Origin of the sequence: Rhodococcus sp. JVH1 (assembly GCF_000280725.2) — a bacterium.
In the GTDB taxonomy this organism is placed as follows: domain Bacteria; phylum Actinomycetota; class Actinomycetes; order Mycobacteriales; family Mycobacteriaceae; genus Rhodococcus_F; species Rhodococcus_F jostii_A.
Genome location: NZ_CP166289.1, coordinates 6,615,738 through 6,642,679, shown reverse-complemented (window position 1 = coordinate 6,642,679; position 26,942 = coordinate 6,615,738). Strand labels below are relative to the sequence as shown.

The 26,942-nt window shown below is 69.2% G+C and carries 24 protein-coding genes; 9 read left to right on the top strand and 15 right to left on the bottom strand.

Annotation, left to right across the window (positions count from 1 at the left end; genetic code table 11):
• Nucleotides 1-38: 38 nt before the first annotated feature.
• The 10 genes from JVH1_RS30890 to JVH1_RS30845 all read right to left on the bottom strand — a co-directional run bounded on the left by JVH1_RS30890 (nt 39) and on the right by JVH1_RS30845 (nt 9,716).
• Nucleotides 39-1,598: a ComEC/Rec2 family competence protein gene (locus JVH1_RS30890; protein ID WP_043778347.1), complete on the bottom strand. Its 1,560-nt coding sequence runs from the start codon at nt 1,596-1,598 to the stop codon at nt 39-41.
• Nucleotides 1,598-2,461: a ComEA family DNA-binding protein gene (locus JVH1_RS30885; protein ID WP_009474000.1), complete on the bottom strand. Its 864-nt coding sequence runs from the start codon at nt 2,459-2,461 to the stop codon at nt 1,598-1,600. Before JVH1_RS30885 ends, JVH1_RS30890 begins: the two co-directional genes overlap by 1 nt.
• A 70-nt stretch (nt 2,462-2,531) precedes the next feature.
• Nucleotides 2,532-3,398, bottom strand: a complete 867-nt coding sequence (locus JVH1_RS30880; RefSeq protein WP_009474001.1) for a DegV family protein — start codon at nt 3,396-3,398, stop codon at nt 2,532-2,534.
• 4 nt (nt 3,399-3,402) lie between these two features.
• Entirely contained in the window at nt 3,403-4,200 is a 798-nt protein-coding gene (gene octT, locus JVH1_RS30875; RefSeq protein WP_009474002.1) for a diglucosylglycerate octanoyltransferase, read from the bottom strand.
• The gene (locus tag JVH1_RS30870) at nt 4,187-4,846 is read right to left on the bottom strand and encodes a histidine phosphatase family protein (RefSeq protein WP_009474003.1); all 660 of its coding nucleotides are present in this window, start codon (nt 4,844-4,846) and stop codon (nt 4,187-4,189) included. The genes octT and JVH1_RS30870 overlap by 14 nt, the downstream gene beginning before the upstream one ends.
• Nucleotides 4,843-5,268 (bottom strand): ribosome silencing factor, encoded by a 426-nt coding sequence (rsfS, locus tag JVH1_RS30865; RefSeq protein WP_009474004.1) that lies wholly within the window; start codon nt 5,266-5,268, stop codon nt 4,843-4,845. Before rsfS ends, JVH1_RS30870 begins: the two co-directional genes overlap by 4 nt.
• Nucleotides 5,269-5,303: 35 nt before the next feature.
• Complete coding sequence (gene nadD / locus JVH1_RS30860) at nt 5,304-5,954, bottom strand: nicotinate-nucleotide adenylyltransferase (protein WP_009474005.1); 651 nt, start codon at nt 5,952-5,954, stop codon at nt 5,304-5,306.
• Nucleotides 5,955-6,018: 64 nt separating this feature from the next.
• Complete coding sequence (locus JVH1_RS30855; protein ID WP_009474006.1) at nt 6,019-7,479, bottom strand: VWA domain-containing protein; 1,461 nt, start codon at nt 7,477-7,479, stop codon at nt 6,019-6,021.
• A 10-nt stretch (nt 7,480-7,489) separates the two neighbouring features.
• The gene (locus JVH1_RS30850) at nt 7,490-8,371 is read right to left on the bottom strand and encodes a MoxR family ATPase (RefSeq protein WP_005261286.1); all 882 of its coding nucleotides are present in this window, start codon (nt 8,369-8,371) and stop codon (nt 7,490-7,492) included.
• Nucleotides 8,372-8,435: 64 nt separating this feature from the next.
• Nucleotides 8,436-9,716, bottom strand: a complete 1,281-nt coding sequence (locus JVH1_RS30845; RefSeq protein WP_016879956.1) for a glutamate-5-semialdehyde dehydrogenase — start codon at nt 9,714-9,716, stop codon at nt 8,436-8,438.
• A gap of 90 nt (nt 9,717-9,806) precedes the next feature.
• Between JVH1_RS30845 and JVH1_RS30840 the strand changes: the two genes are divergently transcribed.
• From JVH1_RS30840 to JVH1_RS30800, 9 genes are all read left to right on the top strand, one after another.
• Nucleotides 9,807-10,907: an NADH:flavin oxidoreductase/NADH oxidase gene (locus JVH1_RS30840; RefSeq protein WP_009474008.1), complete on the top strand. Its 1,101-nt coding sequence runs from the start codon at nt 9,807-9,809 to the stop codon at nt 10,905-10,907.
• Nucleotides 10,908-11,150: 243 nt separating this feature from the next.
• On the top strand, nt 11,151-12,620 hold the full coding sequence (locus tag JVH1_RS30835; protein WP_009474009.1) for an MFS transporter: 1,470 nt from the start codon (nt 11,151-11,153) through the stop codon (nt 12,618-12,620).
• Between the two features lie 9 nt (nt 12,621-12,629).
• Complete coding sequence (locus JVH1_RS30830; protein WP_009474010.1) at nt 12,630-13,496, top strand: ribokinase; 867 nt, start codon at nt 12,630-12,632, stop codon at nt 13,494-13,496.
• Between the two features lie 58 nt (nt 13,497-13,554).
• A complete protein-coding gene (locus JVH1_RS30825) occupies nt 13,555-15,654 on the top strand; it encodes an ATP-dependent DNA helicase RecQ (RefSeq protein WP_009474011.1) in 2,100 nt (699 codons plus the stop codon).
• 151 nt (nt 15,655-15,805) lie between these two features.
• A complete protein-coding gene (gene ectA / locus JVH1_RS30820; RefSeq protein ID WP_009474013.1) occupies nt 15,806-16,318 on the top strand; it encodes a diaminobutyrate acetyltransferase in 513 nt (170 codons plus the stop codon).
• A gap of 27 nt (nt 16,319-16,345) precedes the next feature.
• Entirely contained in the window at nt 16,346-17,608 is a 1,263-nt protein-coding gene (gene ectB, locus JVH1_RS30815; RefSeq protein WP_009474014.1) for a diaminobutyrate--2-oxoglutarate transaminase, read from the top strand.
• A 19-nt stretch (nt 17,609-17,627) separates the two neighbouring features.
• Nucleotides 17,628-18,026, top strand: coding sequence for an ectoine synthase (locus JVH1_RS30810; protein ID WP_009474015.1), 399 nt, complete (start codon nt 17,628-17,630; stop codon nt 18,024-18,026).
• Between the two features lie 10 nt (nt 18,027-18,036).
• On the top strand, nt 18,037-18,972 hold the full coding sequence (locus JVH1_RS30805; protein WP_009474016.1) for a D-isomer specific 2-hydroxyacid dehydrogenase family protein: 936 nt from the start codon (nt 18,037-18,039) through the stop codon (nt 18,970-18,972).
• 21 nt (nt 18,973-18,993) lie between these two features.
• Nucleotides 18,994-19,821, top strand: a complete 828-nt coding sequence (locus tag JVH1_RS30800; RefSeq protein WP_009474017.1) for an NAD-dependent protein deacetylase — start codon at nt 18,994-18,996, stop codon at nt 19,819-19,821.
• A 3-nt stretch (nt 19,822-19,824) separates the two neighbouring features.
• Here the strand turns inward: JVH1_RS30800 and proB are convergent, their stop codons facing one another.
• The 5 genes from proB to JVH1_RS30775 all read right to left on the bottom strand — a co-directional run bounded on the left by proB (nt 19,825) and on the right by JVH1_RS30775 (nt 26,766).
• Nucleotides 19,825-20,925, bottom strand: a complete 1,101-nt coding sequence (gene proB, locus JVH1_RS30795) for a glutamate 5-kinase (protein WP_009474018.1) — start codon at nt 20,923-20,925, stop codon at nt 19,825-19,827.
• Nucleotides 20,922-22,382 (bottom strand): GTPase ObgE, encoded by a 1,461-nt coding sequence (gene obgE / locus JVH1_RS30790; RefSeq protein ID WP_009474019.1) that lies wholly within the window; start codon nt 22,380-22,382, stop codon nt 20,922-20,924. Before obgE ends, proB begins: the two co-directional genes overlap by 4 nt.
• Before the next feature lie 143 nt (nt 22,383-22,525).
• Nucleotides 22,526-22,789 (bottom strand): 50S ribosomal protein L27, encoded by a 264-nt coding sequence (gene rpmA, locus JVH1_RS30785; RefSeq protein ID WP_005248077.1) that lies wholly within the window; start codon nt 22,787-22,789, stop codon nt 22,526-22,528.
• Between the two features lie 42 nt (nt 22,790-22,831).
• Nucleotides 22,832-23,143 carry a 50S ribosomal protein L21 gene (rplU, locus tag JVH1_RS30780; protein WP_005248081.1) on the bottom strand — a complete coding sequence of 104 codons (312 nt, stop codon included), beginning with the start codon at nt 23,141-23,143 and terminating at the stop codon, nt 22,832-22,834.
• Between the two features lie 206 nt (nt 23,144-23,349).
• On the bottom strand, nt 23,350-26,766 hold the full coding sequence (locus JVH1_RS30775) for a translation initiation factor IF-2 N-terminal domain-containing protein (RefSeq protein ID WP_009474021.1): 3,417 nt from the start codon (nt 26,764-26,766) through the stop codon (nt 23,350-23,352).
• Nucleotides 26,767-26,942: the final 176 nt, after the last annotated feature.

The following is a 26,942-nucleotide window of genomic DNA, read 5'->3' as shown; positions in this document are numbered from 1 at the left end:
TTCCTCGTTCCGCGAAGGTTTCCCAGATTCGGGGGCGCTCACACAAGGCGACCCAGCGACGACGGCCAGACCGGCGCCCACAGCACCAGCACACCGATCGCGATTCCCGCCAGCACCAGCCGGGGTCCGCGTCTGCGCAGCGCCACGCCGAGCGCCGCGACGGCACCGATCACGATCGCCGCACCTGCGGGCCCGGAGGGCACCGGAATCGAGGCTCCGGGAATCCGCGCGCCCCGCTCTGCGACGGTGACGAGCCACCACAGCGGCCACTGGGTCACGCGCACCACCACTTCCGCGACGGGAAGGCTGACCCCCGCGATCAGCGCGGTGATCGCTCCGGCCACGGTGATCACACCGACCACGGGGGCGACCAGGATGTTCGCGCAGACGGACACCAGGCTCACCGTCCCGGCCATCGCGGCCACGATCGGAGCGGTGACGGCGAAGGCGGCGACGGACACCGCCACCGTCTCGGCCACCGCCCGCGGCCAGCCGCGGCCCACCAGCACGTCGACCCAGACCGGCGCGATCACGATCAATCCTGCGGTGGCGGTCGCCGAGAGAACGAAGCCGAAGTCCACCGCCAACTCCGGAGACCACGCCAGCAAGGCGATGACCCCGGCCGCGAGCGCGGGCATCGCCTGTTTCCGTCGTCCGGTCACGAGCGCCAGCAGAGCGATCGAGCCCATCGCCGCGGCGCGCAGCACGCTCGGTGACGGTCGCGCGATCACCACGAACGCGATCAGAGCCGCGGCGGCCAGCGCCGCACCCGCGCGGGGACCGAGCCCCACCCCTCGGACCAGGAGCAGCACCGCTCCCAGCAGAATGCTCACGTTCGCCCCGGACACCGCCGTGAGATGCGTCAGTCCGGTCGCGGTGAAGTCGTCCTTCACCTCCCGGGGCAGCGCCGAGGTGTCGCCGACCACCAGCCCCGGCAGCAGTCCTGCCTCGTCGGCAGGCAGGACGGCGGCGGCAGCGGCGAACCGCGCACGCAGGGCGCCGGCCCACCGCTGATGCGGGGGCGCGGGACCGACGTCTGCGGGCGGTCCGGACACCCGGACCGTGGCCAGGCTCAGGTCCCGGTGCCGCGGAGGGCTCGCCTGCCCGCGCAGGACCACGTCCTGGCCCGGCAGCAGTCCGAGCCAGCCTTCCGCCGGGGCGAGGACGACCACCGCACCGCCCGAGTGGATCGTCTCGGTGGCCCGGCGGATCTCGACGACGTTCGCGTTCACGAGGACGTGCCGTCCGAAGCCGGCGATCTCCCGGGGATCGTCGACGAGGGTGACGACGAGCGTCACCCACGTCTCGGTCCGGGCGAGTTCGGTCATCGGGTGCCGCTCCACGGCCTGAACCCGCCAGGCCACCCCGGCAGCGCAGCATGCGCCGAACAGCAGGACCGCCAACGTCGCGGCCGTCCACCGGCCCGGTCCCCGCAGAAGGGATCCCGCGGCGAGGAAAATCGCCGCTCCCGACAGGGTTGTCACGAGGACCAACGCCGCCCGGGAGCCTCCGAGGATACCGATCAGCGTTGCCGCCCAGCACATCCCGGCGAACGGAAGTAGCCGCAGGTCGAGGAGACGCGGTTCGTCGCCGAGCATCACAGGGTGACCTGGCCGCGCAGTTTCTCCAGCCGCACCGGCCCTATCCCGTCCACCTCCCTCAGTTGCGAGATGTCGGTGAAGGTGCCGTTGGTCGTGCGCCACGCGACGATCGCCGCCGCCGTGACGGGCCCGACACCGGGAAGTGCGTCGAGTTCCGTCTCGGTCGCCGTGTTGAGGTTCACGAGCCCTCCGCCCGTGACGGCCGCTGCACCTGCGGTCCCCGGCGATGCCGCGGAGGCGCCGCCCACCGCACTCGGTGGCGCCTGGGTGGTCGCGGCTCCCACGAGCACCTGGTCGCCGTCCGAAAGTCGTTGAGCCAGATTCAATCCGAGAGTGTCACCGCCGTCGCGCACTCCCCCGGCAGCAGCCAGGGCGTCCGCGACCCGGGAGCCCGGCGGTAGCCGGACGAGACCGGCCGACGCCACCAGTCCCACGACGCTGACGACGATCTCCTCCGCCGGGGCGGGCGCCGACGCCGCCGCGGCGGGAGCAGTCGTCACCGGTGCCGGAGTCAGGGAATGCACTCCGGCGGCGGGTAACGACGGAACGGCCTGTGTCTCCGGCCGATCGCTGCGCACTCCCAGCACAGTGGCCGTGGCGACGACGATTCCCACCACGATGAGCACCAGCGCCCCGGAACGCCCGGGATCGAATCGTGCGTCCCGCCATCGGTCCGGCAACGAGAATCCACCCCGGCGGCGTTCGGCGGACCACGTCGTGTCGCCGTCGAGGACGGTCCCGACCGGCTCGGCCAGCCACTCCGGCTCCGACGGTGTGTCGGGCGGCGCCGCATCGCGTTCCCCCGACGTCAGGAACGCGAGCCGCGTCCGGCCCCTCGAACGTTCTTCCCTGATGCCCATGGACGCGACGGTAGAGTGCGCCGCCCACGGAATCGCCGCGACGACCAGGCTTTTCGCATCGGCCTGTGGATCAGTGCGACGTTGTGGATGAATCGCGGTCTTCGTGGTGCAGTGTGGGTTCCGGGCACAGCACGATGCCGATGGCGCCCACCCCGACGTGGGCACCGATCACCGAGCTGAAATCGGTGACGACGAGATCACTGACCTGCGGAATCCGGTCCTTCAGGTGCTGTGCCACCGCCTCGGCGCGCTGCCGGGCGTGCATGTGATGCACAGCGACGGCCGTCCTGTCCAGACCTGCCAGCTCCACCGCGGCGTCGACCATCCTGGCCATCGCCTTGGTCGAGGTGCGCGTCTTCTCCTTCAGAACCAGCCGGCCGTCCACGAGATGCAGCACCGGTTTCATCGCCAGTGCGGTGCCGAGCAGCGCGGCGGCGGTGCCGATGCGGCCTCCGCGACGCAACTGATCGAGCCTGTCCACAACGATCAGGCAACGCCCACGGCTTGCGACGTCGACCGCCCGCCGGTACGCGGTCTCGAGATCCGCACCGTCTTTCGCGGCCCGCGCGGCCTCGAGGACCGGATAACCCAATCCCATTCCGGCGGACTGGGAGTCGACGATCCGCACCCGGCCGTCGAATTCCTGCGCCGCCTGACGGCCCGCCTCCCACGTGCCGGACAGCTGGCGGGAGATGTGCACCGCGAGAACGCCTGCACCCTCGCTGAGGTCTAACGCCGTCGCATACGCCTCGGACAGCTCGCTCGGCGACGCGCCCGACGTGGTGACACCGGCAAGGTCCTCGGGGAGCTGGTCGATTCCCTCCCGGAAATCCTGGCCGCCGCTGAGGACATGGAGCGGGACCACGTGGATCCCGTACTGCTCGACGAGTTCGGGCAGGATCGAGGCCGAAGAATCGGTGACGACGACGACGGGCATCGGACTACTCGGCTCCGCTCGACACCGGGTCGGCCGGAACCGCACCCTCGGCGGAGTCCGGAACGACTCCCGCCGCGCGGAGCGCGGTGAGCATCGCCGCGGCCACCTCGGTGTGCCCGTCCCAGCCCCAGTGGATGCCGTCCGGATTACCCTGATCGCTGAAGACGTTGGCGCGCACCGCCTCCGCGAGGTCGACGAGGGGTACGTTCTTCTCCTCCGACCACGCGGTGATGGCGGCAACGGCGCCGGGGCGACCCGCATGCACCTTGCCGTAGGCCTCGCTGCGATGAACGGACGGCAGGGTCCCGATGACGGGCAACTCGGGACGCATATACTCGAGCGCCGCCCGGGAGCTCTCCAGATATTCGACACTCAGCCGCGGGGGCAACGCCACCGGCCACCCCAGCGGGGACAGCCTGGGCTGAAGCCACTGGTAGCCGGTCCGCACGACGCGGCGCAGCGCGGGTGGGCGGACGTAACGCAATTGTTCCCGCAGCGCCGTCGGGAGCGGGGACGGAAGGGAGTCCATGCCGCCGACCGCGAACACGACGGCACCGGCGCGGGGAACCGCCGACCACACGCGGGGGTCCTGGGTCAGCGCCCACCACACGTCGCGGCTGGTCCAGCCGATCCGCGCCACCAACTCGACATCCCAACCGAGTTGACGTGCAACGATATTGGGCCAGATGTCGGGGTGGTCGGACGGGAGACCGCCCTTGGGTCCGTAGTACGACAGCGAATCGGCGAGCACGAGCAGGACGGGGCGTTCCCCGCGACCGGCACCCGCGTCAGAGGACGTCACTGGCCACACTCGCAGAAGCGTTCCACACGTCGAGGCGCCAGTTGAGCGAATCGGGGTTTCCGTACGCACTCAGCTGCACCCAGCTGGTGTTCCCCAGCCCGCCCAGCACCGGCCAGCGGTCGACGGGCAGATCCAGCAGTGCGGCGGTCAGCGCGGCGATCAAACCGCCGTGCGCGACCAGGACCACCGGCTTCTCCGCCCAGTCCTCGTGCTTCTCCACGAGTTCGGCGACCACCGGCTTGCTGCGGCGTGCGACGTCGATGCGACTCTCCCCGCCGGGCGGTGCCCACGTCGCGTCGCCGCGCCACGTGGCGCGGGCGCCGGGTGCGCGCGCGTCGACGTCGAGGTGCGTGAGCCCCTGCCAGTCACCGAGATGCGTCTCGCGGAGGCGCTCGTCGATCTGCACCGGCAGACCGGCATTGTCGCCGACCTCGACGGCGGTGTCGTAGGCCCGCCGCAGATCGGACGACACGATGGAGATCGGTCTGCGACCGACGAGTGCGCCGGCTGCGGCGCGGGCCTGCGACCGACCCAGCTCCGACAGTTCGGTGTCGAGCTGTCCCTGCATGCGGTTGTCGGCGTTGTACTCGGTCTGCCCGTGGCGGAGCAGGATAAGACGTCGCGGGGCACGGGGGGCATCCGTCACAGCTCGGACTCCTCCGCCTGGGCGGCGGTGCCCGCACCGTTCGCGTCGGCCGGGCCGCGCTGCCCGAGACCCTCGACGGGCACGGTCGGGCAGTCCTTCCACAGCCGGTCGAGTGCGTAGAAGTTGCGCTCCTCGTTGTGCTGGACGTGGATCACGACGTCGACGAAATCGAGCAGTGCCCAACGGCCTTCGCGGGTGCCCTCGCGCCGCACCGGCTTGTGACCTGCGTCACGCAGCCGATCCTCGATGTTCTCGACGATCGCGTTGACCTGTCGCTCGTTGGGGGCGGAGGCGATGACGAAGCAGTCGGTGATGACCAGCTGCTCGGAAACATCGAGCACCACCACATCGGAGGCCAGCTTCTCGTCGGCAGCCACTGCCGCGATGCGTGCCATCTCGATGGCTTCGGTCGTTGCGCTCACGCGATGTTCTCCCAGTTCGGTTCGAAAAGTGCTGACTAACTTCTGGTCTTGTCCGGGGCCGGTTCGGACATCGTCGTCGCGCCGTCGAGACGCTCGGAGTCCGGTGGCCTGTACAGGTTCCGTTTGGAGATGTACTGGACCACACCGTCCGGCACGAGGTACCACACAGGACGGTCTCGACTGGCCCGCCGCCGACATTCCGTCGAGGAGATCGCCAGAGCCGGGATCTCGATCAGCGTGACCGCGTCCTCCGGCAATGCGTCCAGGTGACCGGCCAGATGTTCGGTGTTGAGATCGAATCCCGGGCGCGACACCCCGACGAACTTCGCCAGCGAGAACAGTTCCTCCCAGTCCTGCCAGGACAGGATACTCGCCAGGGCGTCCGCACCGGTAATGAAGTACAGCTCGGCGTCCGGGTGGTAGCTGCGCAGATCACGCAGAGTGTCGACGGTGTAGGTGACCTTCTCCCGGTCGACGTCCACCCGGCTGACGGAGAAACGCGGGTTCGACGCGGTGGCGATGACCGTCATCAGGTACCGGTCCTCGGCGGGGCTGACGCCCTTGCCCTGCTTCTGCCACGGCCGGCCGGTGGGCACGAAAACGACCTCGTCGAGGCTGAATCGATCCGCCACCTCGCTGGCCGCCACGAGGTGACCGTGATGAATGGGGTCGAAGGTGCCGCCCATGACTCCCAGGCGGCGCCGACGCGCGCCCGCTGCTCCCTGTTCCACGAGTGACGAGCTTACGTGTTCACACCGGCAGCAACCCGGCGACCACCGACGCCAGCTGCTGAGCGGATCGGCATTCGTGCATGCTGATGACCTCGTTGTACACCTTCGCCGCCGAGTCGCCCGTTCCCCACTGGCCGCGGGGCTCCGGGTTGAGCCAGTGCGCGTGTTTCGCCACCGACACGAGACGGGCCAGGGCCTCCAGATTCGGATCGCGGTAGTTGTTGCGGCCGTCGCCGAGCACCAGCAGCGATGTCCGCGAGGTGATGCTCTGGGTGAACCGCTCGGCGAACACCCCGAACGCGTTGCCGTAGTCGGAGTGCCCGTCGTAGCCGACCAGGTCGGCTTCCCGGATCATCCGCGACATGGCGCTGCCGAGGTCGGCTCCCGCGTCGAAGAAGCGGGTGACCTCGTCGGTGGTGTCGATGAACGCGAACACCCGCACCCGGGAGAACTGTTCGCGCAGCGCGTGGACGAGCAACAGGGTGAAGTGGCTGAAACCGGCGACCGAACCCGAGACGTCGCACATCACGACCAGTTCGGGGCGCGCCCGGCGGGGCTTGCGCTGGACGAGGTCGATGGGCACTCCGCCGGTGGACATCGACTTGCGCAGGGTCCGCCGCAGGTCGATCGAACCGGCGCGGTTGCGGCTGCGCCGCACGGCCAGGCGGCTGGCGAGCAGCCGGGCCAGCGGGGTGACGTTGCGTTTCAGTGCCGTCAGTTCGGCGTCGGACGCGCGGAGGAAGTCGACTTCCTCGGCCAGCCGGGGCACGCCGTACGACGCCACCCGCTCCTTGCCGAGGTTCTCGGCCGACCGTCGCCGCGTCTCCTTCTCGATCATCTTCCGGAAGTCGGCGATCCGCTGGGCGGCGGTGCGCTTGGCCACCTCGGATTCGTAGCTTTCCGTCGTCCGGGCGTCGCCGTCCTGCTGATTGCCCAGGAGTCCGTCGAGGATCTTCTTCAGCAGGGTTTCCGGCGCGACGTCCCGCAGCGCCTGGTACGCGGAGAACGACGGGCCGTTCGCCGACTGGTACTGGCCGAGTTCCTCGACCATCTGCGCGGTCAGGAGCTCGGTGAGCTCGATCGCCTCCGGCGACCCGTCGGTGAGGAGTTCGACGATCAGCTCGCGCAGCGCCTCGTAGTCGATCTCACCCTTCGCGTTCCGCGGCAGACTCGTGTCGATCGCCCCGTCCGCCCGGCTTCCGACCGCCGCCGGGAACCAGAGTTCGAACAACGCGTCGAACGTGGGCCGGTGGGTGGGCCGCCGCAGCAGCGCGCACGCAAGCCCCTCGCGCAGCGATTCGCGGTCGAGCAGATCGAGGACCGACATCACCTGGCCGGCGTCGACCGTCTCGGACGGTCCGACCGTGATGCCGCGCCGCCGCAACGCCTCGACGAAGTCGACGAGATGCCCCGGCAGCCCGTGCGGCGCCGCGGGACCGCCCGGCTTCGACCGGGACGCGAGTGGACCACCAGCAGCCATGGGGAGTCCTTCAGTTCAGTCGCAGCTCGGCAGCGGCCCGTAGCTGATCGGATTGGTGTTTGAGGACGACGCCCATCGTGGCGCGCACGGCGTCGTCGTCGAGGGTGTCGAGCCCGAGCGCCAGGAGGGTGCGACCCCAGTCGATGGTCTCGGCGACCGAGGGCAGCTTCTTCAGCTGCATCCCGCGCAGCACACGGATGGTCCTGACCAGCTGCTCGGCCACCGCCTCGGGCAGCTCCGGCACCCGGCTCGCCAGGATCCGCCGCTCGAGCTCGGCGTCGGGGAAGTCGAGATGCAGGAACAGGCAGCGGCGTTTGAGTGCCTCGGACAGTTCACGGGTGGCGTTCGAGGTGAGGACGACGAACGGCTTGCGCGTGGCCGTGATGGTGCCCAGTTCGGGGACGGTGACCGCGAAATCGCTGAGCACCTCGAGCAGGAGACCCTCGATCTCGACGTCGGCCTTGTCGGTCTCGTCGATCAGTAGCACCGTCGGGTCCTCGCGCCGGATCGCGGTCAGCAGCGGCCGCGACAGCAGGAACTCCTCCGAGAAGACGTCCGCCTTGGTGGAGTCCCAGCTGTGGTCGCTGCCCGCCTGAATGCGCAGAATCTGCTTCGCGTGGTTCCACTCGTACAGCGCGCGTGCCTCGTCGACGCCCTCGTAGCACTGCAACCGCACCAGCTCGGCGCCGGTGGTCTCGGCGACGGCGCGGGCGAGTTCGGTCTTGCCGACGCCGGCGGGACCCTCGATGAGCAGGGGTTTTCCGAGCCTGTCGGCGAGGAACACCGCGGTCGCGGTGCCCTTGTCGGACAGGTAACCGGTTTCGGCGAGCCGAGCGATGACGTCGTCGACGCTCGCGAAGAACGGCGTCGTGGTGGGCAGTGCGCGATCCACGCTCGCTCCTTTCAGAAGGGGTGACGGGCAGAGGGGGCTGAGGGAAAGGGGGTGGGCGAAACGTCTAGACGGGGCGGGTGTGCCCGTCACCCCAGACGATCCACTTGGTGGACGTCAGTTCGGGGAGCCCCATCGGGCCGCGCGCGTGCAGCTTCTGCGTGGAGATCCCGATCTCGGCGCCGAATCCGAACTGCTCACCGTCGGTGAAGGCGGTGGACGCGTTGACCATGACGGCGGCCGCGTCGACCCGGGCGGTGAACTCGCGGGCGGCCGCGAGGTCGGAGGTCACGATGGCCTCGGTGTGGCCGGTCCCGTAGCGGTCGATGTGCTCGACCGCGGCGTTCAGATCGTCGACCACCTTGAGCGCCACGTCCAGGGTGAGGTACTCCTCCGACCAGTCCGACTCGGTCGCGGGCACCAGACCCGGCAGATCCCCGTGGACCGTCACGCTGTGCGTCTGCAGGGCCTGCAGCAGCTTCGGCACCGCTGTCTCGGCGATCGCGGCGTCGATCAGCACCGTCTCGGCGGTGTTGCAGACACTCGGTCGCCGCGTCTTGGAGTTGAGCAGGATCCGTTCCGCCATCTCCAGGTCGGCGGCAGAGTGGACGTAGACGTGGCAGTTGCCGACGCCCGTCTCGATGGTCGGGACGGTCGCATCGCGCACCACGGCGCTGATCAGGCCTGCGCCGCCGCGGGGAATGACGACGTCCACCAGGCCGCGGGCCTGGATCAGGTGCGTCACGCTGGAGCGGTCGTCGCTCGGCAGCAATTGCACTGCGTCCTCCGGCAGCTGCCGCGCCGCCAGCGACGCCCGCAACGCCACGACCAGCGCCGCGTTCGACTTCGCCGCGGACGAGGAGCCGCGCAGCAGGGCCGCGTTGCCGGACTTGAGTGCCAGCCCGAACGCGTCGACGGTGACGTTGGGGCGGGCCTCGTACACCATCCCCACGACCCCGAGCGGCACCCGCAGCTGACGGAGTTCGAGACCGTTGGGGAGGGTCGAGCCGCGCACCACTTCACCGACCGGGTCGGGCAGACCGGCCACCTGGCGCAGCCCGGACGCGATCCCCTCGATGCGCTCCGGCGTCAGCCGCAGGCGGTCGAGCAGGGAGTCCTCGGTGCCCGACGCCCTGGCCGTCTCGATGTCGGCCGCGTTGGCGGCGAGGATGTCGGCGGAGGCGGCGAGCACGGCATCGGCCGCCGCATGCAGCGCTGCATCCTTCTGCGCGGTGGTGAGCAGCGCGAGGACCCGCGACGCGGTGCGGGCGCGACGGGCCGCTGCGTGGACGGCTTCACGGGTGTCCACCGTGGCACCGGCCGACGAGGTGGAGGTCACTGCAGTCATGAAGACAGCCTATATACCGGGGTGCGGGAATGATTTCATCCCCCGCGCAGGTTGCGACTGGTCGAGACCATCAGAGGCAGGAGTGCTGTAGTGAGCGTGTTGTTCGAACCCATCACCTTCCGCGGAGTCACCGTCCCCAACCGGGTGTGGATGGCGCCGATGTGCCAGTACTCGGCCGACGTGACGGGCCGCGACGTGGGGGTGCCGGGCGACTGGCACCGGACGCACCTCGTGACGCGCGCCATCGGCGGTGCCCGGCTGATCCTCACCGAGGCGACGGCCGTCAGCCCGGAGGGCCGCATCAGCCCCGCCGACCTCGGCATCTGGAACGACACCCAGACCGAGGCCTTCGCGGAGATCAACGCCCAACTCGAGTACTTCGGCGCGGTCCCGGGCATCCAGCTCGGTCACGCCGGGCGCAAGGGCTCCGCGCACGTGCCGTGGCGCGGGGGCGGGAGCCTCGCCGGCGACGATCGGCTGTCCTGGCAGACGGTGGCACCGAGCGCGATCGGTTTCGGCGACCACACCCCGCCGGCCGCGGCGACGACCGACGACATCCGGAAGGTGGTCACCGATTTCGCGGCCGCCGCCGAGCGGGCGTCGCGGGCCGGTTTCAAGGTTGTGGAAATCCATGCGGCACACGGCTATCTGCTGCACCAGTTCCTGTCACCGGTCAGCAATCACCGCACCGACGAGTACGGCGGCAGCTTCACCGGCCGTGTTCGCCTGCTGCTCGAGGTCGTCGAGGCGGTACGCGGGGTGTGGCCGGCCGAGTTGCCCGTCTTCGTCCGGGTCTCGGCCACCGACTGGCTGTCCGAGGAGCCCGGCCTCGACGCGGACAGCTGGACGCCGGATCAGACGGTCTCCCTCGTGCAGGCCCTCGCCGACCTCGGCGTCGACCTGGTCGACGTCTCCAGCGGCGGCGTCGCCTCCGCCCGGATCCCGATCGGGCCCGGCTACCAGGTCCCGTTCGCCCGTCGCATCCAGAACGAGACCACGGTCCCGGCCGCCGCCGTCGGGCTCATCACCGAGCCGGAGCAGGCCGAGCGGATCGTGGAGTCGGGAGAAGCCGTCGCCGTGTTCCTCGGGCGCGAACTGCTGCGCGACCCGTACTGGCCACGAAAAGCCGCACTGGCATTGAATGCCCAGGTGACGCCGCAGATTCCGGCGCAGTACGCCCGGGCGTACTGAGGCTCGGGCCGACAAGCCCCCGCATCCTTTGCTACGGTAATCGCTCTTACAGCTGGTAGTCCCGCACCCCGGACGGTGGGGCGGGACCGAGCCACGAGCCAGAGCCGATCGGCGGGGGCCGCATCGCGCCGAAGGGCCGTGGGTTGCCGAACCCGACCAGCAATCGCCGTGCGGGCGACGAAAAGATGCGTGCGTCAGGTACGTGCCCCGCGCGGGTGATAACTGCGCTGGGGAGCGCACGACATGAATGCACCAGATCACTCGATCACGTCGGCCGAGGTGGCCGAATCACCTGATGTCACGGTCACCGACGAGGCCTCCGTCAAACGGGCCGTCAAGGCCACCATGCTCGGTAACGCCATGGAGTGGTTCGACTTCGGCGTCTACGCCTACCTCGCGACCACCATCGGCAAGGTGTTCTTTCCCGAGGCCAGTGGTACCGCACAGCTGCTGTCGACGTTCGCGATCTTCGCCGCGGCGTTCATCGTCCGTCCCCTCGGTGGACTGTTCTTCGGTCCGCTCGGTGACCGGATCGGTCGCAAGAAGGTGCTCGCCACCACGATCATCCTGATGGCGGGCAGCACGTTCGCCATCGGTCTGATCCCGAGTTACGGATCCATCGGGCTCGCGGCGCCGATTCTGCTGGTGCTGTTCCGGCTCGTGCAGGGCTTCTCGACGGGCGGCGAGTACGGCGGCGCCAGCACGTTCGTCGCCGAGTACGCGCCGGACAAGCGCCGCGGCTTCTTCTCGAGCTTCCTCGAATTCGGAACCCTCGCTGGGTATGTCGCGGCCGCGGGCCTGGTCACCGTCATCAGCACCGTGGTCAGCGCCGACGCCCTGGTGGACTGGGCGTGGCGAATTCCGTTCCTGCTCGCCGGTCCGCTGGGCCTGATCGGCCTCTACCTCCGGCTACGGCTCGAGGAGACGCCTGCGTTCCAGCAGATGGAACAGGCCGAAGAGCGTTCGCTCGCAGACGAATCCACGGGACGCAAACTGCGCGAGACCCTGGTGGAGAACTGGCGTCCGCTGGTGCTGTGCGTGATCCTGGTCGCCACGTACAACATCGCGCACTACGGTCTGCTCAGTTACATGCCGACGTACCTGTCCAACACGCTCGGCTACGACGAGTCGCACGGCCTCGTCCTCATGATCATCGTGATGCTCATCATGATGGTGTGCATCAGCTTCGTCGGAAAGCTGTCCGACCGGGTCGGTCGTAAACCGTTGCTGCTGGCCGGTTTCGTCGGATTCTTCGCACTGTCGCTGCCCGCGTACCTGCTGATCGGTGTCGGCCACTACTTCACCGTCTTCCTCGGCCTCGCGATGCTCGGCGGTCTCCTGCTGCTGTTCGTCGGCGTCTTCCCGTCCGTCCTTCCCGCGCTGTTCCCCACCGGAATCCGCTACGGCGGGCTCGCGATCGGATACAACCTCGCGGTGTCGATCTTCGGTGGCACCACACCCCTCGTCCTCACGGCGTTGCAGGATGCGACGGGCAGCGACCTCGTCGCGCCGATGTACATGATGGTCGCGGCCGTCATCGGCGGTATCGCGGTTCTGCTCATCTCCGAGACCGCCCGGAAGCCGCTGGAGGGTTCGCCGCCCGCCGTGGCCACGGACGCCGAGGCCCGCCGCATCCTGAAGCGTCTCCGCCGCGCCAAGGGCGACGCATCCGCGACGCCCGCACAGGAGACGGCGGCCGCCGACGCGGGTTAGTCTCGGGATATGTTCGCTCCCAGGGTCGCCGTGGTCGGCAGCATCAACATGGACCTGCTCACGGCGACCGAGCGGTTGCCCGCGCCGGGAGAGACGATCCTGGGCACCGCCTTTGCCGCCACCCCCGGCGGCAAGGGCGCCAACCAGGCGATCGCCGCGGCGCGGGCCGGCGGCGACGTGACGTTCATCGGCGCCGTCGGCTCCGACGTGTTCGCTCTCGACCTGCGGCAGGCCCTCGTGGACGCCGAGGTCGACACACGGTACCTGCGCGAAGTGGACGGGCCGAGCGGGATCGCGGCGATCACCGTCGACGCCGCCGGCGAGAACAGCATCGTGGTGGTTCCAGGTGCCAACAGCACCGTGGCAGACCTGACACCCACCGAACTCGCGGCCGTCGCGGATGCAGACGTCCTGCTCTGCCAACTCGAGATACCCCTGGGCACCGTGCTGGCCGCGGCGGCGCACGCCGCGACACACGGCACCGTCGTGATATTGAATCCCTCACCGGCGCAGGCACTTCCGGACGAACTCGTCAAGCTGGTCGACGTGCTCCTCGTCAATCAGACCGAGGCTGCGCAACTCGGCGCCGAGGTCACCGGCGCCATCTCCCACGTCGTGACCACGCTGGGGTCGTCGGGCGCGGACTACGCGGGCAGCGACGGCGCAACGCTCCACGCCGACTCCTCCGAGGTCGAGGTGGTCGACACGACCGGGGCGGGCGACGCGTTCGCCGGCGCCCTGGCCGTCTCGTGGCGACGCGGGCCCGCGATCGCCGTCCCGTTCGCGTGCACGGCGGGCGCGCTCGCCACCACCCGCCGGGGCGCCTCCACCTCGTCGCCCACCCTTGCCGAGATCGAGGCGGCGCTGCCCGGCTGAGCGAGCTCCCGCGGTCGCCCGGATCCTGCGTGTCACCCGTGTCGTGCACCATGGGGGCATGACGACCGCCACCGAACCCGCACTCCGTGACGAGGCCGAACGGCTGCTCCGCGAGCTGGCAGGCGAGCACGCCACCCTCCGCGACGACCAGTGGACGGCGATCGAGGCGCTCGTGGTGGGCCGCAGACGGGCGCTGGTCGTCCAGCGGACGGGCTGGGGCAAGTCGGCGGTCTACTTCATCGCAGCGAAGCTCCTGCGGGCGCACGGGCACGGTCCCACGGTCATCGTGTCGCCGCTCCTGGCACTCATGCGGAACCAGGTGGCCTCCGCCGAGCGGGCCGGCGTGCGCGCCGCCACCATCAACTCGGGAAACGTCACCGAATGGGACGACATCCACGCCCGGGTCGCCGACAACGAGCTGGACGTTCTGCTGGTCAGCCCCGAGCGTCTCAACAATCCCGACTTCCGCGACCAGGTCCTCCCCTCCCTCGCCGCCGACGCGGGCCTCGTCGTGGTCGACGAGGCGCACTGCGTGTCGGACTGGGGTCACGACTTCCGCCCCGACTACCGGCGGATCCGCACTCTGATCGCCGAACTGGGCGAGGGCATCCCCGTGCTGGCCACCACGGCCACGGCGAACGACCGCGTCGTCTCCGACGTCTCCACGCAGCTCGGGGTGGGCGGCGCCGAAACTCTCGTCCTCCGCGGTGGCCTCGAACGGGAGTCGCTGCACCTGTCGGTCGTGCAGATTCCGGAGGCCACCGCCCGGGCGGCGTGGCTCGCCCAGAAGCTCGACAGCCTGCCCGGCTCGGGCATCATCTACGCACTCACCGTGTCGGCGGCGCGGGATCTGGCGAGCCTGCTGTCCGAGCAGGGCCACACGGTCGCCGCGTACACCGGGCAAACCGACGCCGCCGAGCGCGAGACCCTCGAGCAGGACCTGCTCGGCAACCGCGTCAAGGCCCTCGTCGCGACGTCCGCGCTCGGCATGGGGTTCGACAAGCCCGACCTGGGGTTCGTCGTGCACCTCGGTGCGCCCTCGTCCCCCATCTCCTATTACCAGCAGGTCGGGCGCGCGGGACGGTCCACAGACCGCGCCGAGGTCATCCTGCTGCCCGGATCCGAGGACAAGCAGATCTGGAGTTATTTCGCGTCCGTGGCGTTCCCCCGCGAGCACGTGGTGCGCCGGGTGATCGAGGTCCTCGACACCGACCGGCCGCAGTCCACGCAGGCGCTCGAGCCACTGGTGGAGCTGGGCCGCACCCGGCTGGAGATGGTGTTGAAGGTCCTCGACGTGGACGGTGCCGTCCGCCGGGTGCGCGGCGGCTGGGTGGGCACCGGGGAGCCCTGGACGTACGACGCCGACCGCTACGAGCGGCTCGAGCGCGCCCGCGAGTCCGAGCAGCAGGCGATGATCGACTACCAGCGGATCAGCACGTGCCGGATGGCGTTCCTGCGCGAGCAGCTCGACGACCCGGGTCTGGCGGCGGGAACCTCGGACTGCGGCCGGTGCGACAACTGCACCGGAGTGCGCCACGACGCGACCGTGGACGCCGAGGCGGTGCAACAGACCAGGATGCGTCTCGAGCGGCCAGGCGTGGACCTCGCGCCCCGCAAACAGTGGCCTACGGGCCTCGCGAAGCTCGGCGTGGCGCTGTCCGGGAAGATCACGGACGGCCCCGAACCGGGCCGCGTCCTGGGCCGGCTGTCCGACCTGGGCTGGGGTCAGCGGCTGCGTTCCCTGCTCGACGAACCGGACGGACCTGCGCCCGAGGCCGTCCTGAAGGCCTGCATCCAGGTGCTGGCCTCCTGGGACTGGGCCGAGCGGCCCACCGCCGTCATGGCGGTCGAGTCCGCCACCCATCCCCTTCTGTCGGCGTCGATCGCGGGGCAGCTCGCCGCTGTCGGACGGCTCACCGACCTGGGAGTTCTGCGGCTGCGCCCGGAGCATCCGCCGGTGTCCGCGGCCAACTCCGCCTACCGGGTGGCCGGGCTGGTCGACGCCTGGGAGGCCCCCGACCTTCCTGCCGGCGCCGGACCGGTGTTGCTCGTCGACACCCTCACGGACACCGGCTGGACCCTCACGATGGCCGCCAGGACGCTCCGCGCGGCGGGTGCCGCGTCGGTCCTCCCTTTCGCGCTCGCGAGTCTCAAATAGGCGAAGTCTGTCGCTTGCGGTTCACCCAAAAGTTACATAATGTGATGAGCATCACTTTGCACGTCTCACCTGCAAGGCTCTGCCACCTGGACTGTCCAATTTCGCGAGGCACGTGAAATCGAAGGGGATGGTTGTTAGGTTCGAATTTCCAATGACGCCTGTTCAGAAGAGTGCCATCCCGACCACCGCGCCGGACGCGGTGTTGTTCAGAAGTCCAGAGATCACTGACGGAGTCCGGCTCTGGGAGATCGCCAGGAACACGGAAGTGCTCGATCTCAATTCGAGCTACGCATACCTGTTGTGGTGTAGAGATTTCAGCCGTTCGTCGGTCGTCGCAGTCGTCGACGAGCGCGTCGTGGGATTCGTATCGGGCTTCATCCGCCCCGAATCCCCAGCGACGCTGTTCGTCTGGCAAGTCGCCGTAGACGCAGACCAGCGCGGCAAGGGAATTGCAGGTCGCATGCTGAGCGCGCTGCTCGATCGACTCGCGCCCGAAGGGATTACCCATCTCGAAACGACGATCAGCCCCGACAACGAGGCCTCGATCGCGCTGTTCACAGCATTGGCGCGTCGCCGAGATACGGCGATCAACAAGCAAGAACTGTTCTCCCCTAACGATTTTCCCGATGGACACGAAGCCGAAGATCTGTACACGATCGGCTAAGAGCATGCCCCGGAGGAATGCAGCAACATGACTAACTTCGATACGAACATCTTCGACAACCTCGAATCCGAGGTTCGCAGCTACAGCCGCGGCTGGCCCGCCGTCTTCGAGTCGGCGTCCGGATCGTGGATCCGCGACGAGAACGGTCGCGACTACCTCGACTTCTTCGCCGGTGCCGGTTCGCTGAACTACGGCCACAACAACCCGGTACTGAAATCGGCGCTCGTCGACTACATCGTCAGCGACGGCATCACGCACGGTCTCGACATGTCGACCGTGGCCAAACGCGACCTGCTCCAGACGTTCCAGGACAAGATCCTGAAACCCCGGGGTCTCGACTACAAGGTCCAGTTCCCCGGACCCACCGGCACCAACACGGTCGAGGCCGCACTCAAACTGGCACGCAAGGTGACGGGTCGTTCGTCGATCATCAACTTCACCAACGCTTTCCACGGAATGACGCTCGGTGCCCTGTCGGTCACCGGTAACTCGATGAAGCGCGCCGGCGCCGGAATCCCACTGGTGCACGCCACCCCGATGCCGTTCGACAACTACTTCGACGGAGTCACCGAGGACTTCCACTGGTTCCGCCGCGTGCTCGACGACTCGGGCAGTGGCCTGAACCGTCCGGCCGCCGTGATCGTCGAGACCGTGCAGGGTGAGGGCGGCGTCAATGTCGCCCGCGCCGAGTGGCTGCGCGCCCTCGCGGACCTGTGCGCCGAGCGCGAGATCCTGCTGATCGTCGATGACGTCCAGATGGGCTGCGGACGCACCGGGCCGTTCTTCTCCTTCGAGGTCGCCGGCATCACCCCGGACATCGTCTGCCTGTCGAAGTCGATCAGCGGCTACGGCCTCCCGATGGCGCTGACGCTGTTCAAGCGTGAGCTCGACGTGTGGGGCCCGGGCGAGCACAACGGCACGTTCCGCGGTAACAACCCGGCGTTCGTCACGTCGAAGGTGGCCCTCGACCACTACTGGTCCGACGACACCCTTCACAAGTCGACGCTGACCAAGGGCGAGAAAATTCACCAGGCATTCACCGATTTGGCGAACCAGTTCGACGGCTCCGTCTCCACCCGCGGTCGCGGCCTCGTCCAGGGTCTCGTGTTCGACGAGCCGGAGAACGCGGGCAAGGTCTGCAAACTCGCCTTCGACGAGGGCCTGCTCGCCGAGACCTCCGGACCGTCCGACGAGGTGGTCAAGCTCCTGCCGGCGCTCACCATCACCGACGAGGAACTGGACCACGGACTCGCCATTCTCGCCGACGCCACCGGCAAGGTTTGCAGCTAGAGAGAGGACTGACACTCACATGATCGTTCGCACCACCGCAGAAATCACCGACACCGACCGCGACATCACCAGCGAGGACGGAAACTGGCGCAGCAAGCGCATCATCCTCGGCGGCGACAAAGTGGGTTTCTCGTTCCACGAGACCACGATCAAAGCGGGCTCGGTCAACGAGTTCCACTACGCCAACCATGTCGAGGCCGTGTGGCTCGTTGAGGGAACCGGCAAGTTGATCGACCTCGACAACGACAAGGTCTACGAACTCGGCCCCGGTTCGATGTACCTGCTCAACGGTCACGAGCGTCACCGCGTCGAGCCCGAGACCGAAATGCGGATGCTGTGCGTGTTCAACCCGCCCGTCACCGGGCGTGAGGTCCACGACGAAAACGGTGTCTACCCGTTGGTCGAGGTTCCCGCGTAAGTTCGACCCCATGGCCGACGACGCTGCTGTTCCAGCTATAGCCATCGGACCCGCCCCGGACCCGCTCCTCGAGGATGCGGTGCGCCGGGGCGGTGCCCGTGTGGCACCCCTCGACTCCGCGGACGCCCTGGTCTGGACCACGGGCCCGATCGGGTTCCCGGACCCGCTTCCCGAGAACATCCGCTGGGTGCAGTTGAACTCCGCGGGTGTCGAGGAGTGGTTCGCCGCGAAGGTCATCAGACCCGACACCGCCGTGCTGTGGACGTCGGCGGCGGGCGCGTTCGCCGCCACCGTCGCCGAGCACGCCCTGACGCTGCTGCTGGCCGGGGTGCGGGCACTACCGGAGCACCTCGAGGCGAAGACCTGGCGGCAGCAGGAGTTCTATTCGAAGATCGGCACCCTGCGGGGCACCACGGTGGCCATCGTGGGTGCCGGCGGAATCGGCCGGGCGCTGATCCCGATGCTCGCGGGTGTCGGGGCCGACGTCATCGCGGTCAATCGCTCCGGCAGCCCGGTGCCGGGCGCGATCGAGACGCTCCCCACCACCCGCCTGGGCGAGGTGTGGGCGCGCGCGGACCACTTCGTGATCGGGGCTCCCGCCACCGACGCCACGCACCATCTGGTCGGGGCGGCGGAATTCTCGCAGATGAAGCCGACCGCGTGGGTGATCAACGTCGCGCGCGGCTCGCTCGTCCACACCAATGCACTGGTGAAAGCGCTGCGGGACAACACGATCGGCGGAGCGGGACTCGACGTCACCGATCCCGAGCCTCTTCCCGACGGCCACCCGCTGTGGGACCTTCCCAATGTGATCATCACCCCCCACGATTCCAACCCGCCGTCGGTGCGCCCCCCGGCGTTCGCCGAGCACGTGGCGCTGAACGTCACCCGCTTCGTCGCCGGTGAGAATCTCACCGCTCTGATCGATCCTGTCGTCGGGTACTGAGCCGGCGCTACCCTGGAGTGCGTGTTCGCCCGACTGATCGACATACTCTGTGGCCGGCGCCTGTGTGTGATCACCGGCGCCGGCATCTCGACGGATTCCGGGATCCCCGATTACCGGGGTCCGGACTCGCCACCGCGCAATCCCATGACGTACCAGCAGTTCACCGGTGATCCCGATTTCCGCCGCCACTACTGGGCGCGGAACCACCTCGGCTGGCGGCACATGGACGCCGCCCGGCCCAACACCGGCCACCGCGCCCTGGCGGGGCTCGAGCGGGCGGGTGCCGTGAGTGGCGTCATCACCCAGAACGTCGACCTGCTGCACACCAAGGCCGGCAGTCGCCGGGTGATCGACCTGCACGGCACGTACGCCCAGGTCCGGTGCCTGACGTGCGGCGCCCTGATCTCGCGGGCCACGCTCGCCGACCGGCTCGAGCGCGCGAACCCGGGATTCGCCGAAACCGTTGCTGCCGCACAGGGAGTGGAGATCGCACCGGACGCCGACGCGGTGATCACCAGCACCGAGCATTTCCGGATGGTCGACTGCGAGGCGTGCGGCGGTCTACTCAAACCCGACATCGTGTACTTCGGCGAATCCGTTCCGAAACCGAGGGTCGCCGCCGCCTACGACGTGGTCGACGAGGCCGAGGCGCTCCTGGTGGCCGGCTCGTCGCTCACCGTCATGTCGGGACTGCGGTTCGTCCGGCACGCCGCCAAACGCGGAATCCCCATCGTCATCGTCAACAGGGGGACGACACGGGGCGACGAGTTCGCCACCCACACGCACCACGCCGGCTGTTCGGAAGCTCTCACCGCACTGCTCGACGCGTCCTCCGCGCTGCCCGCGTGACCGTCAGAGCGGCACCAGATCGTCCGCGTGGACGACGGGGCGCTGCATCTCCGCGGGCAGTTCCTGGGTGGACTTACCCAGGATGTCGCTGATCTCCGCCGAGTCGTACGCCACCACTCCCCTGGCCACGGGTCGCTCGTCGGGGCCGAGGAGCGACACGACGTCGCCGCCGTAGAACCTCCCCGAGACCGCGCTGATCCCCGCGGGCAGCAACGACCGCCGCTTGGTGACGACGGCACGCACAGCGCCCTCGTCGATGTGCAGGATCCCCTGCTCGTCCGCGGCGTGGCGTACCCAGAACTTGCGCGCCGACAACCGGGACGGCCGGGCCGCGAACGCCGTTCCCACCTCGGCGTCCCGCAGCGCTGCCCCGGCGTCCGAGGCGGCGGCGAGCAGTACGGGCACGCCGGCATCGGCCGCGAGGCGCGCTGCCGACAGCTTGGACGCCATCCCGCCGGTGCCGAGAGCGCCGCCCGAGCCCGCGACCACCCCGTCGAGATCCTCGGGGCTGTTCACCTCGGGAATCAGCGTGGCATTGCCCTTGCGGGGGTCGCCGTCGTACAGCCCGTCGACATCCGAGAGCAGGACCAGGGCATCGGCGCCGACCAGGTGCGCGACGAGCGCGGCGAGCCGGTCGTTGTCACCGAATCGCAGCTCCGCCGTGGCGACGGTGTCGTTCTCGTTGACGATCGCGACCGCGTGCAGCGCGCGCAGACGGTCGAGGGTGCGTTGCGCGTTGCGGTGCTGCGCGCGGCGGGCGATGTCGTCCGCGGTGAGCAGCACCTGCCCGACGGTGCGGCCGTACCGGGCGAACGACGTGCCCCAGGCATGGGCCAGCGCCAGCTGGCCGACGCTCGCGGCGGCCTGCTTCGTCGCCAGGTCCCGTGGCCGCTTGGTCAGCCCCAGCGGGGCCAGACCCGCGCCCACGGCCCCCGACGACACGACGACCACGTCGGAACCGGCACGCATCCGATCCTCGATCGCATCGGCCAGCGCGTCGAGTCGACCGACGTCGAGCCCGCCGACCAGGCTGGTCAGCGCGGACGAGCCGATCTTCACGACAATGCTGCCCGCCGACGCGATCGTGCGCCGGGTGGCGCTCACTGGTCTTCGGGGTCGAGGCCTTCGAGACCGCGACGGATCCTGGACGCGTGCTTGCGTTCGGTCGCGCCGATGCGCTCGACCTGATCCAGACGCGGGTCGGTGCCGCGACCGGTGCGGGTGAGATCGACGCCGGCCGGTGTCTGGGGCTCCCAGTCGAAGCTCACGTTGCCGATCGTGACGGACGCGCCCGGCTCCGCACCCTGCTTGACGAGTTCGGTTTCCACACCGAGCCGCGCGAGCCGGTCGGCGAGGTAACCCACGGCCTCGTCGTTGTCGAACTGCGTCTGCCGCACCCAGCGTTCCGGCCGTGTGCCGCGGACGATGAACCCACCGGGGATCTCGGGGTCGGCCACGACGCTGAAGCTGTTCTCGTTCGAGATCACCGGGCGGATCACCTGACGCTTCGGCTCGGCCTTCGGGTGCGCCTCACGGTAGTCCGCAACCAGCTTCGCGAGCGCGAACGTCAACGGACGCAACCCCTCTCGGCTGACGGCCGAGATCGTGAAGACAGGCCATCCGCGGGCCTCGAGGTCGGGGGTGACCATCTCGGCCAGCTCTGCCGCCTCCGGCACGTCCGCCTTGTTCAGGATCACGATGCGGGGGCGGTCCGCGAGGTCACCGAGCCCGGCGTCGCCGGACAACGCACCCTTGTACGCGGCGAGTTCCGCCTCGAGTGCGTCGATGTCGGAGATCGGGTCGCGGCCCGGGTCGAGCGTCGCGCAGTCGACGACGTGCGCCAGCACGGCGCACCGCTCGAGGTGGCGCAGGAAGTCCAGTCCGAGCCCGCGGCCGTCGCTCGCGCCGGGGATCAACCCGGGCACGTCGGCCACCGTGAACGTGGTGTCGCCGCTCGACACCACACCGAGGTTCGGCACGAGAGTCGTGAACGGGTAGTCGGCGATCTTCGGCTTCGCCGCCGACAGCACCGACACGAGCGAGGACTTGCCCGCCGACGGGAACCCGACCAGCCCGACATCGGCCACGGACTTCAGTTCGAGGACCAGTTCCCGCTCGACGCCGTCCTCACCGAGGAGCGCGAAACCCGGCGCCTTGCGCGCCTTCGAGGACAGGGCCGCGTTGCCGAGTCCGCCGCGGCCACCCTGGGCGGCCTCGAAGCGGGTGCCGACACCGATGAGGTCGGCGAGAATCCGGCCGTCCTCGTCGAGGACGACGGTGCCGTCGGGAACCCTCAGAATCAGGTCGTCGCCCTGGGCGCCGTCACGGTTGCTCCCCATCCCCTGCTTGCCGTTGGTGGCCTTCGCGTGGGGGTGGAAATGGAAGTCGAGGAGGGTGTGGACGTTGCCGTCCACCTCGAGCACGACGTCACCGCCACGCCCGCCGTTGCCGCCGTCCGGGCCACCGAGCGGTTTGAACTTCTCCCGGTGAACGGAGGCGCAGCCATTGCCGCCTTTTCCGGCGCTGACGTGCAGCACGACGCGGTCAATGAATCGGGACATGACTGCCGGATCCTTCCTCAGTCAATTGTGTTGATCTCACTCGTGAAAAAAACAATAGGGGCGGACCGGGTATCACGACCCAGGTCCGCCCCTATTGGGAGCTTGAAACGTCCCTCACGGGACGATGCATACTCGCGGCAGAACTAGGCCTCTGCCGCCGCCGGAACGATGTTCACGGTCTTGCGTCCACGCTTGGTGCCGAACTCGACGGCACCGGCAGAGAGCGCGAAGAGCGTGTCGTCGCCGCCACGACCGACGTTGACGCCGGGGTGGAAGTGGGTTCCGCGCTGACGCACCAGGATCTCGCCGGCGCTGACGGACTGGCCGCCGAAACGCTTCACGCCGAGTCGCTGAGCATTTGAATCGCGACCGTTACGGGAGCTGGATGCACCCTTCTTATGTGCCATGTTCTTGACCCTCCTCGGGTGAAATCAGCTCTGAAGCTCTAGCTACTTGATGCCGGTGACCTTGAGGACCGTCAGCTTCTGCCTGTGGCCCTGACGCTTGTGGTAGCCGGTCTTGTTCTTGAACTTGTGGATCCGGATCTTCGGGCCCTTGGTGTGCTCGACGACCTCACCCGTGACCGAGATCTTGGCCAGCTTGTCGGCGTCGGTCGTCAGATCGGATCCGTCGACGACGAGAACGGGAGCAAGCGAGACAGCAGTGCCGGGCTCACCCTCGATCTTCTCGACCTTGACGAGGTCACCAACAGCGACCTTGTACTGCTTTCCGCCGGTCTTGACGATCGCGTACGTTGCCATCGGAGGGCTACCCCTTGCTTCTTCGAACTTGCTCGCGCCACAGTGTGCGCGACTGGTCTGGTGTGACGGCTAGCTCGGTCGAGATCGCGCAGCCATCACAGGTGAGGGCACAGCTGACCTTCATCGCCGAGTAGCGACTGGTCAAGGTTACAGGAAGGCAACCGTTCCGTACAAACCGGCGCCGATTGCCTTCCCGCAGTCCCTCGTCAGTTGTCGGCGTCCACCGGCGGGCCGGCGGGACGTGCCGCGGCCCGGCGACGACGCGGCCTGCGCGGCGATGCCTGCGAATCCCCGCCGTCGGGCGAGGACGCCGGCGGCGCACTCACGGCCGACGCCGACATGGCCGGTTCCGGCTCCGGTGCGTGCTCGGCGCCGGTCTCCGATGTCGGGATCACGAACACCGTCCCCGCGCTCGGGGTTTCGGACACCGGCGCTGCCGCTGCTCTCGACACCCGACGGCTCCTTCGCCGCGGCGGGGCCACCGGCTCCGGCTGGGGCTCGGGCTCCACGACGGGTTCCGGGGTCTCGGCGACCGGAGCCGCTTCGGCCGGTGCGGCTTCGGCCGGTGCGGCTTCGACGGCCGGCTCCTCGGCCACAGTCTCTTCCGCCACGGCTTCTTCGACGACCGCTTCCTCGGCGACGGTGTCCTCCGCCTCGGGTGCCACGACGGCTTCCGCAGCGACCGCTGCCGGGGCCTCGGCCACGGCTTCTTCGATGCCGGGCAGGTCTGCCGCCGGTGTCTCCGCCTCGGCGGCGACAGGCTGCTGGGGCTCGGGAACCGCCGCCGCGGGCTGCTCGGCGGATTCCGCCTCGTGCCCGCTGTGTGCGTGCGCGGCCTCCTCCTCGTGATGGTGGTGTGCCATCGCGAGAGCGACCGGGTGGGCCCGCTTGACGGTGGCATCCACCGTCGGGGTCTCTTCGTGCACGGGAGGCTGCGACGTCTCCCCACCGGACGACTTGTCGCGGCCCCGCTTCTTTCGGGAGCCGCCGGAGTCGCCGCCGCGGGACGACCCGCGCGCACCGTTGTCCTCGGAGGTCTTCACCTCGACCGGCTCGGCGTGGACGACGATGCCCCGGCCGTGGCAGTGCTCACAGGTCGTCGAGAACGCCTCGACCAGCCCGGTGCCCAGCTTCTTCCGCGTCATCTGGACCAGGCCCAGCGACGTGACCTCGGACACCTGGTGGCGGGTGCGATCCCGGCCCAGGGCCTCCGTCAGGCGTCGCAGCACGAGATCGCGGTTCGATTCGAGCACCATGTCGATGAAGTCGACGACGATCATGCCGCCGATGTCGCGCAGGCGCATCTGCCGGACGATCTCCTCGGCCGCCTCGAGGTTGTTCCGGGTGACGGTCTCCTCGAGGTTTCCGCCGGCACCGGTGAACTTGCCGGTGTTGACATCGACCACGGTCATGGCCTCGGTGCGGTCGATCACGAGCGTGCCACCGGAGGGCAACCAGACCTTGCGGTCGAGTGCCTTCGCCAGCTGCTCGTCGATGCGGTGCGCCTCGAAGACGTCGACACCGTTGTCCGACGTGTGCTGCTCGAGCCTCGGCATGAGGTCGGGGGCGACGGACCTGATGTACGACTCGACCGTCGACCAGGCCTTGTCTCCCTCGATCACGAGCTTGGAGAAGTCCTCGTTGAACAGGTCGCGGATGACCTTCACGAGAAGGTCGGGCTCCTCGTACAGGGCCTGCGGGTTGCCGGACTTACCGGATTCCGCCTTCGCGGCCTGAGCCTCGATCCCGGCCCACTGGTCCTGCAGACGCTTCACGTCGCGGGCGAGTTCTTCCTCGCTCACCCCCTCGGACGCGGTCCGGATGATGACTCCGGCGTCCGAGGGCACGATGTCGCGCAGGATGTCCTTGAGGCGCTTGCGTTCCGTGTCGGGCAGTTTGCGGCTGATACCGGTGGACGTGCCGCCGGGCACGTACACGAGGAAGCGGCCCGCGAGGCTGATCTGCGTCGTCAGCCGTGCACCCTTGTGCCCGACCGGGTCCTTGCTGACCTGGACCAGCACCTGGTCGCCCGGCTTGAGCGCCTGCTCGATCTTGCGGGAGTTGCCACCGAGCCCGGCAGCCTCCCAGTTGACCTCACCCGCGTACAGCACGCCGTTGCGGCCGCGGCCGATGTCGATGAACGCGGCTTCCATGCTGGGCAGCACGTTCTGGACGCGTCCGAGGTACACGTTGCCGACCATCGACGCCGACGCCGACGTGGTCACGAAGTGTTCGACGAGAACGCCGTCTTCGAGCACGGCGACCTGCGTCGTCGCGTGCGGTTGCCCGGTGGCGATGCGGTCGCGCACCACCATCACTCGGTCGACGGCCTCGCGGCGGGCCAGGAACTCCGATTCCGTGAGGATCGGTGGGCGCCTGCGGCCGGCATCGCGGCCGTCGCGGCGACGCTGACGCTTCGCCTCGAGCCGTGTCGACCCCGTGATGCCCTGGACCTCGTCCTTCGAGCGGCTCTTGTTGCGAGGTTCACGCTCGTGGACGACGGTGTTCGGCGGATCGTCCTCGGACGTGGCCTCTCCCGACCCCTCGCCACCGGACTTGCGACGGCGACGGCGGCGACGGCGACGGCTCGACCCGTCGGAGTCACCCTCACCGGTCTCTTCGTCACCGGACTCCGCTTCGGCCTGCTCGGCCCCCGCGGGCTGCTCCTCGGAATCCTTCTTCGGCTTCTCTTCGGGCTCCCGAGTCGGTGTCTCGGCGGCCTTCTCCTCGCGAACGGATTCCCGCGCAGATTCCTCGGCCTCGGCACCCTCGGTGTCGATGTCCGTGTCCTGCTCGTTCTGCTGTTCACCCCGTCCACGACCACGGCCGCGGCGGCCGCGGCGACGACGACGCGGCTGATCGCCGTCGACGTCGGACTCGTCCGACTCGGTGTCGGCGGTTCCGGTGTCCGTGGCCTTGGCGGGCTCGGGCACCTCCTCGCGCGTTTCGGCGACGGGCGGCTGCTCGGTGGTGGGTTCCGGGGTCCCGGCGTCCCGGCGGCTGCGCCGGCGACGCGGCGGAGTCTCGACCGCTGCGAGGTCGGGCTGCAGGAACAGCGGGACCTGCGAGACGGCGGGCGGGGTCTCGACGGCGGGCTCGGCGGCGGGTGCCTCGACCTGGTAGGACGCGGTGGTGAACAGGTCACGTCCGAGGTCGCGCTCGGCGACCGCGGCCTCCTCCGCGACGGGCTCCTGGGCGGCCGCTTCCTCGGTGGGAACTGCGGGAGCCGGAGTCTGCTCGGCCGCTGCTTCCTCGACGTCCGCGGCCGCGACCGGTTCCGGTGCGACCTCGACGACGGGTTCGGCGGCGGGGGGCTCCGCGACCGGTTCGGCGGCCGGGGTCTCCGCGACCGGTTCGACCGCGGCGGGTGGTTCGGTGGGAGCGGTCTGCGCAGCGGTGAAGGCTGCGTGCACCCGCTCGGCGACGTCGCGTTGCAGGCTCGACTGCGCGCTGCGCAGTTCGGTTCCGAGGGCCGCGGCCTCGGCAAGAACCTGCTTGCTCGTTACGCCCAGCAACTTCGCGAGGGCGTGAACGCGGATCTTCTCCGGAAGGGCGGGAACCACGCTCCCGGTGGTGGCCGTTTCGTTCGGCTCTGAATTTGTGGGCGGCGCTTGATCGGCCACGTAGTCTCCTCAGCCCCCGGGCGCGTCCACTCCCGTGTCTGGGAGTGTCACGCGGCCACGCGAGGGCGCAGTATGTGTACTCGCGCCCCAGATGTGAGCGCGAGATTGTCTGGTCTCGCTCCACACAGCGCGTGCAGTGTCCGTTTTCACTGCACACCCATGTAGTGCCTTGCGGA